The sequence below is a fragment of the Kitasatospora arboriphila genome (genome assembly GCF_039528095.1).
Taxonomy (GTDB): domain Bacteria; phylum Actinomycetota; class Actinomycetes; order Streptomycetales; family Streptomycetaceae; genus Kitasatospora; species Kitasatospora arboriphila.
The window spans coordinates 51,625-64,704 of record NZ_BAAALD010000046.1 but is presented as its reverse complement, the minus strand read 5'-3'; the positions used below and the strand labels follow the sequence as shown (position 1 = coordinate 64,704).

General features: G+C 74.2%; 11 protein-coding genes and 1 pseudogene. 4 read left to right on the top strand and 8 right to left on the bottom strand.

Translation table 11 applies throughout. From position 1 onward, the window contains the following. The 3 genes and pseudogenes from ABD353_RS23030 to ABD353_RS23020 form a co-directional block, all read right to left on the bottom strand. A pseudogene (locus ABD353_RS23030) lies at positions 1–395 on the bottom strand (hypothetical protein); the annotation flags it as partial. Between the two features lie 119 nt (positions 396–514). Next, positions 515–2,152, bottom strand: coding sequence for an amidohydrolase (locus ABD353_RS23025; protein ID WP_344625545.1), 1,638 nt, complete (start codon positions 2,150–2,152; stop codon positions 515–517). An 89-nt stretch (positions 2,153–2,241) separates the two neighbouring features. Beyond that, complete coding sequence (locus ABD353_RS23020; protein WP_344625549.1) at positions 2,242–3,696, bottom strand: APC family permease; 1,455 nt, start codon at positions 3,694–3,696, stop codon at positions 2,242–2,244. A 223-nt stretch (positions 3,697–3,919) separates the two neighbouring features. Between ABD353_RS23020 and ABD353_RS23015 the strand changes: the two genes are divergently transcribed. Beyond that, positions 3,920–4,627, top strand: a complete 708-nt coding sequence (locus ABD353_RS23015) for a TetR/AcrR family transcriptional regulator (RefSeq protein WP_344625544.1) — start codon at positions 3,920–3,922, stop codon at positions 4,625–4,627. Here ABD353_RS23015 and ABD353_RS23010 read toward each other — a convergent pair. The 4 genes from ABD353_RS23010 to ABD353_RS22995 form a co-directional block, all read right to left on the bottom strand. Continuing rightward, positions 4,561–5,382 carry a class I SAM-dependent methyltransferase gene (locus tag ABD353_RS23010; RefSeq protein ID WP_344625543.1) on the bottom strand — a complete coding sequence of 274 codons (822 nt, stop codon included), beginning with the start codon at positions 5,380–5,382 and terminating at the stop codon, positions 4,561–4,563. The genes ABD353_RS23015 and ABD353_RS23010 overlap by 67 nt on opposite strands. Before the next feature lie 309 nt (positions 5,383–5,691). Next, positions 5,692–5,907: a hypothetical protein gene (locus tag ABD353_RS23005; protein WP_344625542.1), complete on the bottom strand. Its 216-nt coding sequence runs from the start codon at positions 5,905–5,907 to the stop codon at positions 5,692–5,694. Between the two features lie 68 nt (positions 5,908–5,975). Beyond that, positions 5,976–6,647, bottom strand: a complete 672-nt coding sequence (locus ABD353_RS23000) for an enoyl-CoA hydratase-related protein (RefSeq protein WP_344625541.1) — start codon at positions 6,645–6,647, stop codon at positions 5,976–5,978. A 205-nt stretch (positions 6,648–6,852) separates the two neighbouring features. After that, on the bottom strand, positions 6,853–7,740 hold the full coding sequence (locus ABD353_RS22995; protein ID WP_344625540.1) for a LysR family transcriptional regulator: 888 nt from the start codon (positions 7,738–7,740) through the stop codon (positions 6,853–6,855). A gap of 127 nt (positions 7,741–7,867) precedes the next feature. Here ABD353_RS22995 and ABD353_RS22990 point away from each other — a divergent pair, with 127 nt between their 5' ends. Then, positions 7,868–8,272, top strand: a complete 405-nt coding sequence (locus tag ABD353_RS22990) for a YybH family protein (protein WP_344625539.1) — start codon at positions 7,868–7,870, stop codon at positions 8,270–8,272. Between the two features lie 320 nt (positions 8,273–8,592). After that, a complete protein-coding gene (locus ABD353_RS22985; protein WP_425555229.1) occupies positions 8,593–9,117 on the top strand; it encodes a hypothetical protein in 525 nt (174 codons plus the stop codon). Positions 9,118–9,237: 120 nt separating this feature from the next. Here the strand turns inward: ABD353_RS22985 and ABD353_RS22980 are convergent, their stop codons facing one another. Beyond that, positions 9,238–10,569 (bottom strand): diacylglycerol/lipid kinase family protein, encoded by a 1,332-nt coding sequence (locus ABD353_RS22980; protein WP_344625538.1) that lies wholly within the window; start codon positions 10,567–10,569, stop codon positions 9,238–9,240. Between the two features lie 234 nt (positions 10,570–10,803). Between ABD353_RS22980 and ABD353_RS22975 the strand changes: the two genes are divergently transcribed. Continuing rightward, a complete protein-coding gene (locus ABD353_RS22975) occupies positions 10,804–13,023 on the top strand; it encodes an NADP-dependent isocitrate dehydrogenase (protein WP_344625537.1) in 2,220 nt (739 codons plus the stop codon). Positions 13,024–13,080: the final 57 nt, after the last annotated feature.

The window sequence follows — 13,080 nt, the reverse complement described above, 5'->3', positions numbered from 1 at the left end:
ACCACGGGGGCGGCGCCCGCCCGGTCCGCGTCCGGCGGCAGGGCGGCCCGCATCGCCCCGGCGATCGCCGCCGCGTCGACGGCGGCCTCGACCCGCAGGTAGCGGGCGACCCGCCCGGCGCCGTACTGCAGCACCGCCTCGGTGATCAGCGCGCCGATGTGGTTGCAGAACGAGCCGCGGGCGCCGCCGCAGGGCCGGTTGTTGTTGGTGCTGCAGGCGAACGCGAAGTCGCCGGCGGCGACCGAGGACACGTAGACCCGCTCGATGTCGGAGCCGCTGGACACCACGCCCTGCAGCCGGCCGTCGGCCAGTTCGACGAACGGGACCTTGGCGAGCTTGCGCGGCCGCGCGGGCGGCACCACGCGTGCCGTGCTCGACTCCTCCCAGGCAGACAATGCACCTTCTCCTTGCGTCCGGGGGTGTGCCGCGCCGGATCGGCGGGACGCTGAGAAAGCTAGTGGCGATCACTGACAGCCCCCGGTGCGCCGGCCGGGCGCACCGGGGGCCGCCGGTGTCAGCCGGCCAGGTGGACGAGTTCCCCGCCGACGTAGGTGCGTTCGACCCGGGCGTCGGCGATCTCCGCGGGCGGTGCGGTGAGGATGTCGCGGTCCAGGACGACCAGGTCGGCGAGGTGGCCGGGGCGCAGGCTGCCGGCGTCGTCGTGGCCGTTCACGTGGGCCGAGCCGGCGGTGTACGCGGCGAGGGCGGTGGCCGGGTCGAGGCGCTGCTCGGGCAGGAAGACCCGGCCGTCGGTGGCGCCGGGCTCGGACCGGTTCACGGCGACGTGCAGCCCGGCGATCGGGTCGGGGCTGCTGACCGGCCAGTCGCTGCCCGCGGCGAGCGTGGCGCCGGCGCGCAGCAGCGAGCCGAACGGGTACTGCCAGGAGGCGCGTTCGGGGCCGAGGAAGGGGATGGTGAGTTCGTCCATCTGCGGCTCGTGGGCGGCCCACAGCGGCTGGACGTTGGCGATCGCGCCGAGCCGGGCGAAGCGCGGCAGGTCGTCGGGGTGGACGACCTGGAGGTGGGCGAGGTGGTGCCGGTTGCCGCGCCGGCCGTTGGCGGCGACGGCGGCCTCGACCGCGTCCAGCGCCTCGCGCACGGCGCGGTCGCCGAGGGCGTGGAAGTGCACCTGGAAGTCGAGGGCGTCGAGGGCGGTGACGTGCTCGCGCAGCCGCAGCGGGTCGACGAAGCTGATCCCGCTGTTGGCGGTGGCGCAGCCGCAGCGGTCGAGGTAGGGGCTGGTCATGGCGGCCGTGAAGTTCTCCGCGATGCCGTCCTGCATGATCTTCACCGCTCCGGCGCGGAACCGGCCGCGGCTCAACTCCTTGCGCCGCGCCTCCAGTTCGGGGATCTGCTCGGCGCCGCGACCGCGGTCCCACCAGAGGGCGCCGGTGACCCGGGCGGTGAGCGTGCCGTCGAGGGCGGCCGTCCGGTAGGCGTCCGAGACGTCGGGCTGGCCGTTGAAGACGCCGAGCAGGGCGTCCTGCCAGCCGGTGATGCCGAGCGAGTGCAGCAGCTTCTGGGCGCGCAGCAGGCCGGCCAGCCGGTCGGCGGCGGTGCTCGGCGGGACGTGCCGCGAGACCAGGCCGGTCGCGCCCTCCTGCAGCACGCCGCTGGGGGTGCCGTCGGCCTCGCGCTCGATCCGGCCGTCGGCCGGGTCCGGGGTGTCGGCGGTGAGCCCGGCGAGCTCCAGGGCGCGGGTGTTGGCCCAGGCGCCGTGGTGGTCCCGGTTCAGCAGGAACACCGGGCGGTCGGCGCAGACGGAGTCGAGCAGCTGCCGGCTCGGCAGGCCGCCCTCGAAGCTCTCCATCGACCAGCCGCTGCCGGTGATCCACTCCCGCTCCGGGCGGGCCGCCCCGTAGTCGCGGACGCGGCGCAGGTACTCGTCGACGCCGGTGGTGCCGGACAGGTCGCACTCGGCGAGCTCCGTCCCGCCGTACACCGCGTGGACGTGCGCGTCCTGGAAGCCGGGGATCAGCAACCGGCCGTGCAGGTCCACGACTCGGGTGCGCGGCCCGATCAGTTCGCGGACCTCGTCGTGGCCGACGGCGGTGATCCGCCCGGCGGTGACGGCGAGGCCGGTGGCCCGGCTGCGGGCCGGGTCGTTGGTGTGGACGGGGCCGTTCGTGAAGACCAGATCGGCCTGGGCCATGGGTGGTGCTCCAGTGCTCGGGCGGCGGCGCCGCGGGTGGAGAGGGGGTGGTGCGGTCCGGGCCTGCGGCGGGCAGGCCCGGACCGGGATCAGACGGTCGGTTCGAGGAGCGGCTCGGCGGCGGGGTCCGGCGAGCGGCGGTCGAAGTACGGGGAGCGGCGCACCCAGCGCGCCCACGCGGCCGCCAGCAGGCCGGTGCCGACCATCAGGCCGGGCACCAGCAGCTGGAACCAGCCGTTGTCGGCGCTGAGTTCGAGGTGGTCGGCGGAGGACCAGAAGGTCCACACCAGGTAGCCGCCGACGGCGAGCAGCACGACCGCACCCAGCAGCGGCGCCACCACCGCCCGCAGCCCCTCCCACGGCGCCGTGCGCAGCAGGCCGCGGAAGCGCACCGCGGCGGCGAGCGCGGTGAGCGCGTAGTACAGGGCGACCAGGATGCCGCTGGCGTTGACCGCGGCCGAGATCAGGTCGCTGACGGTGGGGATGGCCGGCGAGAGCAGGGCGAGGACGGTCGCGACCGCCGCGATCAGCACGGTGCCGACGGCCGGGGTGCCGTGCCGGGGGTGCAGCCGCGTCCACACCGGGCCGAGGGTGCCGTCGCGGCCCATCGCGAACATGCCGCGGGCGGTGGGGATGATGCCGGCCTGCAGCGAGGCCGCGGCGGAGAACAGCAGCGCCACCAGCGGCAGCGCGGCCAGCGGCTGGTCGGCGAGCTTCGCCCCGAAGTACGTCAGCCCCTGGGCGCCGTTGTCGGCCAGTTCGGAGAGCGGCAGCACCCGCTGGAAGGCCGTCCCCGCGAGCAGGAAGAGCAGCATGACGACGGTCAGCGCGACGAAGCCGCCGCGCGAGGCGTCCCGCGGGTCGCGGACCTCCTCGCCGATGCTGAACACCGACTCGAAGCCCCAGTAGCAGAACACCGCGAGCACCATGCCCTGGGCCAGCGCGGAGAGCGAGGGGATCGTGAACGGGTTGTACCAGTCGAGCGAGAACGGCTGGTCGCCGGCGAAGAGGCCGTATCCGCAGAAGACCAGCAGCACCGCGTACTCGAAGATCAGCAGGTACTTCTGCAGCCGGGCGGAGAGGTCCAGCCCGCGGACGGCGACGGCGGTGGCCGCGGCGAGCACGGTCAGCCCGATGACGGTGGTCTGCAGCGTGGAGTCCGGGTCCAGGGCGAGACCGCCGATCCGGTGCAGCCCGGCGAGACCGAGCAGTTGCAGCACCGCGGAGCCGGTCACGGCGGTGGTGTAGGCGAGGAAGACGACCGTGCCCACGATGTTGACCCAGCCGGAGAGGAAGCCCAGCCACGGGTTGAGGGTGCGGCCGATCCAGCTGTAGCTGTTGCCCGCGTTCGGCTCGACCCGGTTGAGGCGGCCGTAGCCGCCCGCGATGGCGAGCACCGGCAGGAAGGCCAGCAGCATCAGCGCCGGCAGGTGCAGGCCGACCACGCCCGCCATCAGGCCGAGGCCGATGCCGATGCTGGTGGTCGCCGCGGTCGTCGAAGCGGCGATGACGACGCCGCCCTCGATGCCGACCGACCTGCGCATCGTCGTACGGGGGGCGGCCGCGGTGGGGGAGCCCGCGGTGCGGCCGGAGGGCTTGAGCGGTGATGCCAAGGGAGTACCGCCTCAACTGTGGGGGTGTGACCGGCGGGGAGGGAGGACGCCGGAGGCCCGGCAGAGCCGGTGACCGGTGGCGCTGTGCCGGTGGCCGGAATGAAACCGGCCGGGCACTTCACACGTCAATGCTGTTGTCATAAGCTCCCCGGCCATGACCGAACGCGTGGTACCGGAAGACCGCCGCCGGCGCAGGCGCCCCACCCGCCAGGGCACCGTGCTCTCCGAGCGGACGATCGTCGAGACGGCCCTGCACCTCGTCGACCAGCAGGGCGCCCAGGCCCTCACCGTGCGCAAACTCGGCGCCGCCCTCGGCGCCGACCCCAGCGCGATCTACCGCTACTTCCACAGCTCCGACGCCCTGATGCTCGCCCTCACCGACGAGATGATCGGCCGCGCCCAGCAGGGCTACCGGGCCACCGGGGACTGGCGTGCCGACCTGCGGGAGATCGGCCGCCGGATCCACGCCTGCTACCAGGCCCACCCGCAGGCCGCCGTGCTCGCCGCGCACCGCACCACCGGCCGCGAGCACGAAGTCCGGGTGGTCGAGGCGATCCTCGGCGTGCTGCGCGCCGCCGGACTCCCGGACGGCGAGGCGGTGCGGATCTACCACGCCTTCGTCGACCAGGCGCTCGGCTTCGCCGCCCTGGACGCCGCCGCCCTCGCCCTCCCCGCGGCCGCCCAGGCCGCCGACCTCGCCGTCTGGCACGCCAACTACGGCACCCTCTCCGCCGACACGCACCCCAACATCGCGGCGACCGCGCCCCTGCTCGCCGTCGACATGCGGCGCAGCGGCTACCCCACCGCGCTCGAACTCCTCCTCGACGCGATCGCCGCCCGCCTCGACACCGCCGCCGGCTGAGGCCGGCCCTCGGGGTGCGCCGGTGCGTCGCGGCGGAACAGCGCCGTCCACAGGAACGCCTCGCCGAACAGCGGCGAGTCGGCCGGTTCGTCGTTCATCCGGCGCAGCTCGACCTCCGTCAGGTCCGCGAAGATCCGGCGCAGCGACTCCGCGGTGTACGCGAGGCCGCCGCCCAGCCGGCCCTCCCGGTAGAGGTCCGCGTCGGAGAGTTCCGAGCCCATCGCGCCGGCGGCGAAGCAGGTCAGCGCGAGGTGGCCGCCGGGCGCCAACACCCCGGCGAGGAGCGCCAGATAACTCACGCGGCGGTGCGGCGGCAGATGGTGGAAGCACCCCGAGTCCACCACCAGCTCGTACGGGCCGGTCAGTTCCGTTCCCGCGAGCCGGAAGGCGTCGCCGCAGAGGAGGCGGACCTCGACGCCGGCCTCCCGCGCCCGGTCCCCGGCCCACGCCAGAGCGGCGGGGGAGAAGTCGACCGCGTCCACCTCGAACCCCCGGGACGCCAGGAACACCGCGTTGCGCCCCGGCCCGCACCCGAGGTCCAGGGCCCGGCCGGGAGCGATCGGCCCCCGGTCGACGTGGGCGGCCAGGCTCTCGTCCGGCTTGTCCGCGAAGAACGGGACGGGCTTCGACCGGTCGGCGTAGAAGCGGTCCCAGTAGCCCGCGCCGTCCCCGGTGGCCAACCGGCCGTCCCGGCTGGCGAACAGCCCGTCCAGGAGAGCGAGAACGTCATCCACAGTACGTACGGTCCGGTCCATCCGGCCCCCTTCCGACAGGTCGTCAGATTACTCCCGCGGGCGAAGAAAGGCCAGGTCAGGGCAGGTGCGGTGGGGTCGCGTAGGGCTCGTGGCGGGCCCGCGGAAGGGCCGGCCGGGGCGGCACCCCGCCGCGCCCGCCCGCTGCCGTTCACGCCCCCGCGAGGGGCCTCGAAGGGGGCGTTCGGGGCCGGGCCGGGCGGACTTTTTGAACGGATTTTCCGGTGCTGCCGTGCCGCGGCGGCGGGTCGGGAGAACGGCGGATTCCGGGCCGAGCTTCCCGGCCGGCCCGCGGTCGCCGCGCCCGGCGCCTCAGCGGCAGATCCAGTGGCTGTCCCGGGTCGGGTGCCTGCGTTGCTCCCCGCAGGGGCGGGTCACCGCGAGGTCGCCGTCCTCGTGGGCGAGCCGGTCGCCCGCCGCGACGAACACCGCCCGGTCCAGTACGACCCGGAAGTCGGCGTGGAGCAGGAACTCGCTGATCAGCATCATGCGCGGTACCGGGGTGACCCCGTCGAGTTTCAGGTGCACGGGCCGAGCTCCCCGGCCGGTCCGCGGTCGCCGCGACCGGTATTCACGTTCCGGCCGGGTGGGGCGGGTCAGCCGAGGGGGATGTCCTTCTCGCGGAGGGCGGCCAGGGCGGGGCCGTACATCCGGGTCTTGATGGTGCCGACGGTGGGGCCGGCCTTGGTGGTGTGGGTGGCGGCGAGGTCGAGGGCGGTGCGGCGGAGGGAGTCCTCGTCGGCGGTGCGGTCGACGATGCCGGCGGCGAGGGCGTCGTGGCCGCCGTAGCGGCGGGCGGTGACCATCGCCTCGTGGGCCGTCCCCGGGTGGAGGCGGGCCTGGATCAGGGCCGACATGCCGGCCGTGAAGGGGATGTTGATCTCGGCCTCGGGCAGGCACCAGTACCCCCGGTCGCCGCGCATCACCCGGAAGTCGTGCGCCAGCGAGAACATCGCCCCGGCCGCGAAGGTGTGCCCCTGCAGCGCGGCGACGGTGACCACGGGCAGGGTCAGCATCCGGGCCAGCAGTTCCTGGACGGAGGACACGTACTCGAGCGCCCGGTCGGTGTTGGCGAACAGCCAGTCCAGGTCGAGGCCGTTGGAGTAGAACTTGCCGGTGGCCGTGGTCGCCAGGGCGCGCGGGCCCTCGGCCTTCTCCACCTCGTCCAGCAGGCCGTCGACGGTGGCGACCCAGTCGGGGTGGAAGCGGTTCTCGCCGTCGCCGAGGTCGAGGACGAAGACGTCGTCCTGGCGGTCGAGTACGGGCATGGCAACTCCTTCGGGCAGTCGCGGTGGACCGAGCCGCAAGGGGACCGGGCCGGAAGCTACTGACTGGTAACTACGGTGTCCGGGATCGTACCCGGCGGTAGGCGCGCTGTCTGCCCCCGTGCCCGCGGTGATCGGATGACGATCCGTGAGAACCCGGCCCGGGGCACGTCCGCGAAGGTCGCGGGTGCACCACGAGGGGTGCAGGTCAGGCCGGCCCCGCGGCGAACGCCCGGCGGCACGCGCGGACGGCCTCGCGGACGGCCGGGCCGTGCGCGGGCCGCCAGACCAGCGCGAGCAGGGCCGGTTCGGTGGCGTCCTCGATCGCCAGGGCGGTCAGCCGGTCCGCGTGCGCGGCGGCCATCGAGGCGCTGAGCACGGCCACCCCGAGGCCCCGCGCGGCCAGGTCGGCGACGGCGTCCGCCGCCCCGGCCTCCAGCGCGATCGCCGGCCGGACGCCGGCGGCGGCGCACGCCCCGTCCAGCACCGTGCGGATCCCGGTGCCCCGTGGCATGCAGATCACCGCGTGCTCCGCCATGTCGGCCAGCGCGAGGCGGCCGAGCCCGGCCAGCGGGTGGTCCGCGGGGACGGCCGCGACCAGCGGTTCGCTGACGATCGTCAGGGCCTCCAGGCCCTCCGGCGCGGCGGTCGCCGTGCCGACCAGGGCGAGGTCGACGGTGCCGCTGCGCACGGCGTCGGCGAGCCGCTCCGAGTTGTCCTCCTGCAGCGTGATCTCCACCCCCGGGTGGGCCCGGTGGAAGGCGGCGAGCGCGTCGAACAGCGGGGTGACCGTGCAGCCGACGACCATGCCCACCGTGAGCCGCCCCCGGATCAGGCCGGTCACCTCGCCCACCGCCTGCCGGACGGCCGCCGCCGACGCCAGCGCGGCACGGGCGTGGTCGAGGGCCGCCTTGCCCGCCACGGTGAGCGTCGCGGCCCGCGCCGACCGGTCGAAGAGTTCCGCGCCGAGCGCCCGCTCCAGCTGTCGGATCTGGGCGCTGACCCCGGACTGGCTGATGTGCACCCGTTCCGCCGCCCGGGTGAAACTCTGCTCCTCCGCCACCGCGACGAAGTACTCCAGCTGCCGCAATTCCATGACTGCTGATTCTAGCTTCCAGCAGGTCCAGCTGTTGGACTTCTGATCACTGCGGGGCGAGGCTGGAAGCACCGGGCCGGAGGGCGGCCGCGGAACCCAGGAACGGATCAATCACCGGGAGGGCGTCATGCCGGAGACCGAGCAGCAGCGGACCGACCACGAGGGCTGCGAGGGCTACGAGAAGGCCGCGCGGCCCGAGGACATCACCCGTCTGTTCGTCGAGCGCTCCAACGCCGGCGACGCCGCCGGGGTCGCCGCGCTGTACACGGAGGATGCCGTGCTGGCCTATCCTCCGGGGTCGTTCACGGTTGGCCGGGAGGCGATCCGGGCACTCTGGGAGAGGGTGCTGGCGAACCGCCCGCACTTCGAGCCGGAGGCGCCGCTGCCGACCCTGGTCAGCGGGGACGTCGCCCTGACCTCGACCCCGCCGCGGGACGGCGCCGGGGCGCGCGCCCAGGTGGTGCGCCGCCAGCCCGACGGGAGCTGGCTGCGCGTCCTCGACCAGCCGGAGTTCGTCGACCCGGCCGGCTGAGCGGCCGCCGCGGCGGTCTGTTCCGGTGATCGGCCGCGACCCTCTGTCAGAAGTGTTGACCGTCCGTCACAGTAGTGCTCTGATCGGCGCAACACTCCCGGGAGGATGCACATGGACCTGAAGGACACCTGGTGGGCCTGGGCGCTGGCGCTCATCGGACTCGTCGTACTGGCGATTCTCGGTTCGACGAGCTGACCCGCCGGACCGGCGCCGAGCGGGGCGGCGCCGGCCCCCGACCGCACCCGCCGGACCGATCCGGGCCGGCGGGAGGGCAGCGTCGCTCCCCGGAATGTCCGGTTCGCGCGCCTATGTTGGGTCGGGTGACCAGTACTCCCGCCCCGACCGGGCGGCCCGTGCACGAGGAACGGCCCCACGCCGGACGGACGGACTATGCCGGTGCGGTGTACGGCTCGCTGCTCGCCGCGTCCGTCGTCGCGACCGCCGGCACGGCCGGGGACTTCCCGCGGCTGCAACTGATCGGACTGCTGCTGGTCACCGGCGTGGTCTTCTGGGCGGCCCACGTCTACGCACAGGTCGCCGGCGAGCGGATCGTCGGCAAGGCCATCGACCGCCGGGAGCTGCGGAGGGTGGCCGGGCACGAGTGGTCCATCGCGGAGGCCGCCGTACTGCCGGCCGTGGCGGTGGCGGTCAGCCCGCTGCTCGGCCTCGACCTCGCCGGAACGGCCTGGCTCGCGCTCGCGGTAGCGGTGGCGCAGCAGGTCACCTGGGCGACCCTCGGCGCCGTCCGGGCCGGCGCGTCCCGCCGGATGGCCGTCGGCGAGGGCGTGGCCAACCTGCTGCTCGGCCTGATCATCGTCGCGGCCAAGGCCGCCCTCGGGCACTGAACCCGGGCACTGAACCCGGGCACTGAACCCGGGCACTGAACCCGGGCACTGGACCCGGGCACTGGACCCGGGCACCGGACCCGGGCGGGAGCCCCGCGCGGTCTGCGGGGAGCCGGGGCGTCAGCCGGCGGACTCGCGCGGCGGGAAGGCGATCTCCCGCAGCCGCCGCCAGTCCAGCGGCGGCCGCGCGCTCGGCACGCCGGGCCGGTGCCGCGGCACCCGCACCCGCAGCGCGGCCGGACGGATCCGGCAGACCACCGGGGTCGGCAGGACGAGCGCCTCGCCGTCCACCCCGACCGGGATCTCGGGGGCGTCGGCGTCGACCACCACCTCGCGGGCGGCGAGCGCCGTCAGCCCGGTCGCGCTGCCGCCCCGCAGCAGGCCGACCGCCTGGGCCGCGTTGTCGACCTTGACCCCGAGCACCCCGAGCGCCCCGGTGTCCAGCCGCGGACGCCGCCCCAGCCCGCCCGCGTCGCCGGGCGCGTACGGGTTGTTGCTGACCAGGACGGCCTGCGGGGCGTCCACCGCGGTGCCGCCGGCGCGCAGCACCAGCCGGGGCCCGCTCTGGTGGGTCAGCAGGTCGGGCAGCATGTCGAGGACGGTGCGCACCTTGTCGTCCCGGTAGGCCGGGCTCTGCACCACGGCCGCGTAGGTGCCGAAGGACGCGTTGTTGACGAAGACCCGGTCGCCGATCAGGCCGAGGTCGATGCGCACCTCCACGCCGTCGGTGAGGGCGTCCAGGCAGGTGCCCGGGTCGGTGCGGTCGAGGCCGAGGTCCATCGCGAAGTGGTTGCGCGTCCCGGCGGAGATCACCAGGAAGGGCACGCCGTGCTCGGCGGCGACGCCCGCGACCAGCGCCTGGGTGCCGTCGCCGCCGGCGACCCCGAGCAGGTCGGCCCCGCGGGCCACCGCGGCCCGGGCCAGCTCGGCGACGTCCTGGTGGTGCCCGGGGTCGAGCAGGACGACCTCCGCGCCGAGCGCCCGGGCCCGCTCGGCGAGCCCGAACCGTTCGACCTTGCCGCCGCCGGAGCGCGGATTCATGATCAGGAACGGTCGGGCGGGCGCCGGCGTGCGGTGCTCGACCGGCTTGCTGGTGCCGCGGGACAGGGCGGACCTCCCGGCCGCCACCGCGACCGCCCACAGCGCCAGCACCAGCAGCACGGCCCACAGCAGGTCGACCAGCGCGTACCCGACCAGGACGGCGGCCACCGCGCCGGCGGCCAGACCGAGCGCCAGCAGGCGCCGGGTGCCGCGGTGGGTGAGCGCCCACCAGAGGCCGGCGACGGCCACGGCCAGCGCGGCCACTCCGGCGATCATCAGTGCCAGCGACTTCAGCCCGCCGACGATCAGCAGCACCACCGCCGCGCTGCCCACGGCGGCGAAGGCCAGGCGTGCCGCCCAGCGCCGCCGGGTGCCGTCCCCGTGCCCGAACGCGTCCGGTGATCCCGTCATGACCCGATGATGGCACCGCCGGGCGCCGGAGGGGGGCACTCCGCAGCAGTGTCCGGGCCCCGGCGCGGCCGCGGCGCGGTGGCCGCGGAACGGTCATAGGGTGGCGGCGGACTCCTCGTGCGGCGGGCCGCCTCCGGTGCCGCGGGAGAACTCGATCCGGGGGGCGGTGTCGGAAAGGGTCCCGGACGAGATATCTTGACGTCGAGACGTTGTACACGTGAAGCGGAGTACCCGGTGACTGACTCGACCATCATCTACACGCACACTGACGAGGCCCCGGCCCTGGCAACGTATTCCTTCCTGCCCGTGGTCCAGGCGTACGCCTCGACGGCGGGCGTCAAGGTGGAGACGCGCGACATCTCCCTCGCCGGGCGCATCATCGCGAGCTTCCCGGAGCGTCTCGAGGAGGGGCAGCGCATCGACGACGCCCTCGCCGAGCTCGGCGAGCTGGCCAAGACCCCCGGCGCCAACATCATCAAGCTGCCGAACATCTCGGCCTCCATCCCGCAGCTCAAGGCCGCCGTCGCCGAGCTGCAGGCCCAGGGCTACGCCCTGCCGGACTACCCGGACGACCCGAAGACCGACGAGGAGCGCGAGACCCGCGCCCGCTACGACAAGGTCAAGGGCAGCGCGGTCAACCCCGTCCTGCGCGAGGGCAACTCGGACCGCCGCGCCCCCGCCTCGGTGAAGAACTACGCCAAGGCCCACCCGCACCGCATGGGTGCCTGGAGCGCCGACTCCAAGACCAACGTCGCCACCATGGGCGTCGACGACTTCCGCTCCACCGAGAAGTCCGCGGTCGTCGCCGAGGCCGGCGACCTCCGCATCGAGCTGCACGGCGACGACGGCTCCACCACCGTGCTCCGCGAGAAGGTGCCGGTGCTCGCCGGCGAGGTCGTCGACGCCTCGGTGATGCGCGTCGCCGCCCTGCGCGAGTTCCTGACCGCCCAGGTCGCCCGCGCCAAGGCCGAGGACGTGCTGTTCTCGGTGCACCTCAAGGCCACCATGATGAAGGTCTCCGACCCGATCGTCTTCGGCCACGTCGTGCGCGCGTTCTTCCCGAACACCTTCGCCACCTACGGTGCCGACCTCGCCGCCGCGGGCCTCAGCCCGAACGACGGCCTCGGCGGCATCTTCAAGGGCCTGGAGGCGCTCGCCAACGGCGCCGAGATCAAGGCGTCCTTCGACGCCGAGATCGCCGCCGGCCCCGCCCTGGCGATGGTCGACTCCGACCGCGGCATCACCAACCTGCACGTGCCGAGCGACGTCATCGTCGACGCCTCCATGCCGGCCATGATCCGCACCTCCGGCCACATGTGGGGCCCGGACGGCCAGGAGGCCGACACCCTCGCCGTCCTCCCGGACAGCAGCTACGCCGGCGTGTACCAGGCCGTCATCGAGGACTGCCGCGCCCACGGCGCCTTCGACCCGGCGACCATGGGCTCCGTCCCGAACGTCGGCCTGATGGCGCAGAAGGCCGAGGAGTACGGCAGCCACGACAAGACCTTCGAGATCGCCACCACCGGCACCGTGCGCGTCGTCGACGCCTCCGGCGCCGTCGTGCTGGAGCAGGTCGTGGGCGCCGGCGACATCTTCCGGATGTGCCAGACCAAGGACCTCCCGATCCGCGACTGGGTCAAGCTCGCCGTCACCCGCGCCCGCGCCACCGGCGACCCGGCCGTCTTCTGGCTGGACGAGGGCCGCGCGCACGACGCCCAGCTGATCGCCAAGGTGAAGGCGTACCTGCCGGAGCACGACACCGAGGGCCTGCAGATCGAGATCCTCTCCCCGGTCGAGGCGACCACGTTCTCGCTGGAGCGCATCCGCCGCGGCGAGAACACCATCTCGGTCACCGGCAACGTGCTGCGCGACTACCTGACCGACCTCTTCCCGATCCTGGAGCTGGGCACCAGCGCCAAGATGCTGTCGGTCGTCCCGCTGATGAACGGCGGCGGCCTCTTCGAGACCGGCGCCGGCGGCTCCGCCCCGAAGCACGTCCAGCAGCTGGTCAAGGAGAACTACCTGCGCTGGGACAGCCTCGGCGAGTTCCTCGCCCTGGCCGTCAGCTTCGAGCACCTCGCCACCACCACCGGCAACGCCCGCGCCCAGGTGCTGGCCGACACCCTGGACCGCGCCACCGGCAGCTTCCTCAACGAGGACAAGTCGCCGAGCCGCCGCCTCGGTGGCATCGACAACCGCGGCAGCCACTTCTACCTGGCCCTGTACTGGGCCCAGGAGCTGGCGCAGCAGACCGCCGACGCCGAGCTCGCCCAGGCGTTCGCCGGTCTCGCGAAGGCGCTGTCCGAGCAGGAGCAGACGATCGTCGACGAGCTGATCGCCGTCCAGGGCTCGGCGGCCGACATCGGCGGCTACTACCAGCCCGACACCACCAAGGCTGCGGCCGTGATGCGCCCGTCGAAGACCTTCAACGACGCCATCGCCTCCCTCGGCTGAACCACCCCGCACTCCCCGGAGTGACCGAAGGCCCCGCCGTCCCCGGCGGGGCCCTCG

Bases quoted from the DNA above. Each gene is read 5' to 3' on its own strand.
- ABD353_RS23015 (WP_344625544.1), top strand. From the start codon at position 3,920: ATGACCGAACGCGTGGTACCGGAAGACCGCCGCCGGCGCAGGCGCCCC.
- ABD353_RS22995 (WP_344625540.1), bottom strand. From the start codon at position 7,740: ATGGAATTGCGGCAGCTGGAGTACTTCGTCGCGGTGGCGGAGGAGCAG.
- ABD353_RS23020 (WP_344625549.1), bottom strand. From the start codon at position 3,696: ATGCGCAGGTCGGTCGGCATCGAGGGCGGCGTCGTCATCGCCGCTTCG.
- ABD353_RS23010 (WP_344625543.1), bottom strand. From the start codon at position 5,382: ATGGACCGGACCGTACGTACTGTGGATGACGTTCTCGCTCTCCTGGAC.
- ABD353_RS22980 (WP_344625538.1), bottom strand. From the start codon at position 10,569: ATGACGGGATCACCGGACGCGTTCGGGCACGGGGACGGCACCCGGCGG.
- ABD353_RS23025 (WP_344625545.1), bottom strand. From the start codon at position 2,152: ATGGCCCAGGCCGATCTGGTCTTCACGAACGGCCCCGTCCACACCAAC.
- ABD353_RS23000 (WP_344625541.1), bottom strand. From the start codon at position 6,647: ATGCCCGTACTCGACCGCCAGGACGACGTCTTCGTCCTCGACCTCGGC.
- ABD353_RS22990 (WP_344625539.1), top strand. From the start codon at position 7,868: ATGCCGGAGACCGAGCAGCAGCGGACCGACCACGAGGGCTGCGAGGGC.